General features: G+C 47.5%; 3 protein-coding genes. 1 reads left to right on the top strand and 2 read right to left on the bottom strand.

The genetic code is table 11. The annotated features are described in order from the left end of the window. The coding region (locus tag H6S82_RS28470; RefSeq protein ID WP_191057119.1) for a tetratricopeptide repeat protein at positions 1-762 on the bottom strand (762 nt) is incomplete at its 3' end. Positions 763-925: 163 nt separating this feature from the next. Further along, positions 926-1591, bottom strand: a complete 666-nt coding sequence (locus H6S82_RS28465) for a sigma-70 family RNA polymerase sigma factor (RefSeq protein WP_190473937.1) — start codon at positions 1589-1591, stop codon at positions 926-928. A gap of 203 nt (positions 1592-1794) precedes the next feature. On the opposite strand from H6S82_RS28465, the gene H6S82_RS28460 reads away from it, so the two are divergent. After that, on the top strand, positions 1795-2391 hold the full coding sequence (locus H6S82_RS28460; RefSeq protein ID WP_190473935.1) for a VOC family protein: 597 nt from the start codon (positions 1795-1797) through the stop codon (positions 2389-2391). Positions 2392-2518 lie beyond the last annotated feature (127 nt).

Genomic DNA, 2518 nt, shown 5'->3' with positions numbered 1-2518 from the left:
TTCAATCGCACGGGTATACTGTCCTACAGAAGAGTAAGTTGACACCAAACCGTCGATCGCCCGAAATTGATTGGGCCGATCGAGCGCTAACTTTGCAACACTCAACGCCGCACCGTAAGCGCCTATTGTTTCCTTAAAATTATGGATCGCTGCGTAAGCATCGCCTAAATTATTTAACGTATTTGCTTCGCCGATCGGATCGCCAGCGCGAGTTCGATAAATGGCAGCTTCTTCGTAAAGTTTAATTGCTCGATTGTAATCGCCGTTACCGCTTGCCACCAAACCAAGATTATTCAGCGATAAACCGATACCTGCCGGACTATTCACGCCACGGGCAATTGTCAGCGCCTCCTCAAATGTTGTCCTTGCAGCAGGCAAACTGCCACGTCGCAGCAGCACTGTACCGACATTATTTAAGCCAAAAATTTGACCTTGCAAATCGTTATTTTCGCGGGCAAAACCCAGCCGTCTTCGCAACGCATCTTCTGCCCTGTTGTAGTCACCTAAAGCAACATAAGCCAAACCCAAAAAATCGTAAACTTGACCTTGGGATTGCACATCGCCAATGCGATGATAAATTTTTAACGCCTGCAACCAGTAGGGAATAGCTTTATCGAAATTGCCTTGTCGTTGGGCTTGCCCTCCCCATCGTACCAGGCGATCGGCTTCATCCCGAAGTTCGCCTTGAGTGCCGTTGTTTCTGGGGATGTTCAGTTGTTCGTTTAGGTCAGCCGCACCCAAAACGAAAAAGTAAAAAGGCAAAAGTAGAAAAATGCAGAATTTACGCACTTTGAGAAAGGAAAGAGGGGGAGAGTGGGCTAATAAAAGTCAAAAGTCAAAAGTCAAAAATAAGAGGGAAGAGGGAGAAGAGAGGGGAAAATGGAAACAGGAAAAATATTAATTTTTTCGCTGCCCGACTCCCTCATCATAAAAGACTCGGAATATCAATTTCAGAATCTTCTTCTACAGTTTCCTCTTCACCTAAATAAATAGCACGAATATCGGCAGGCAAAGTTTTTTGTAATTCTTTTAACCCTGTCTGTAGCAACTCTCTCACCTCGGTAGGAGAAAGCGTTTCTCCCTCTGCTTGCAGATAAGCGGCGATTCGAGTTTCACTCCAGTGGAAACTCTGAGACATCACTACAATTAACCGCTGAAGAGGAGGTATCATATCTAACGCCTGCTGGGTATAACACCACAAAGGCGGCGAAGCAGCCTCCAACGAGTAGTGAATTGACTCCACTGGTGGCACTTCCGCTTGATTGATACACAAAGCGGTAATATTGATGAGCCAGTTTTGCAGATTAAAACTCTCCGTCTCCGATACCGCAGCGCCCCGTAAATCGAGTTCGCCTAAAGCATGGTAGATATGTCGCCAGGTGATGGCAAACAAGTAATCGGCTTGGACAGGCGATCGTCCGGAGTGTGCAATTAAGGTATAGACGATCGGACTGTAGCGACAGAAAATCGCCGTAAAGTATTTTCCCTCTTCGGGATGGCGCTGAAACAGGGTCAGCAGTTCCCCATCGCTGTGATGAGACAGCGACTTGACTAAGGGATGATTGCTTTCTATAAAATGAGGAATTTGCACAATAGTTTAACCGCTACTTTGCTGAGTTACGCTCGCGATCGATCACCATACTACACTAGGGACTGAGGGCTAGAAAAAGTCAAAAGTCTCCCAATCGGCAGTCTCAAGTCTCCCATCCACTTGGTAGACTGAAAAGACATAAGATGGTAAGTATATGCTGACAAGTACGGTAGGTACAACCGATCTTTCACCCCTTAAAGTTCATGGTTCTAGCAGTTAACGTTATTCCTTCTCTGCCCTTGCCCTCTTTATTAGGTTCATTTTTGCCCGCCCTGCCTCTGGATAGCCTATTTTCCACCCAAGGCATCATGGTGATGCTGCTGGTAGCTTATGCAGGTGCCATGTGGATGTTCCTCACCAGTGCGCCGAAAGTCCATACAATCATGGTGTCGGATTTGGAAATCGCTCGGCAGTTTTATGAAGGTCTGCTAGATCTGCCAGCGGCGGAAGTACCTTTGCACTATTATTACAACTACGAACAAACTCTGGGTGCTACTAGCATAGACCCGCTCTACCTCTCAGCCAATCCCAGCCTCTCCACCACCAAAGGGTTGAACGCACCAGAGGGTCTTTGGTATCAGTTAAAGAAGAATACCCAGTTACACGTTATCTCTGGCGCAAGTTTGGGGCAAAAAGATCGGCAACGTCATGTGTGTTTCGATCGCGACTGTTTGGAACAAGTGCTGCTGCGCGTGCAAGTTCGAGGTTTGAAACACAAAATTCGCCGCGAAAAACCGCTGAATTTTTTGGTCAAAGATGTCGAAGGTCGCGTCATTGAATTGGCGGAAGCTTCTAATTGAGGGGTTAGGGATTAGGGGCTAGGGGCTAGGGAAGAGCGAAGAGGGAAGAGGGAGGAGGGTAAAGGGAAAATATTAATTCTTCCGCTCCCCCACTCCCCCGCTCCCCCGCTCCCCCGCTCCCCCACTC

Origin of the sequence: Planktothrix sp. FACHB-1355, from assembly GCF_014748295.1 — a bacterium.
GTDB classification, from domain to species: domain Bacteria; phylum Cyanobacteriota; class Cyanobacteriia; order Cyanobacteriales; family Aerosakkonemataceae; genus Aerosakkonema; species Aerosakkonema funiforme_A.
The sequence above is the reverse complement of the archived record's forward strand: the minus strand, read 5'-3'. Positions and strand labels throughout refer to the sequence as shown.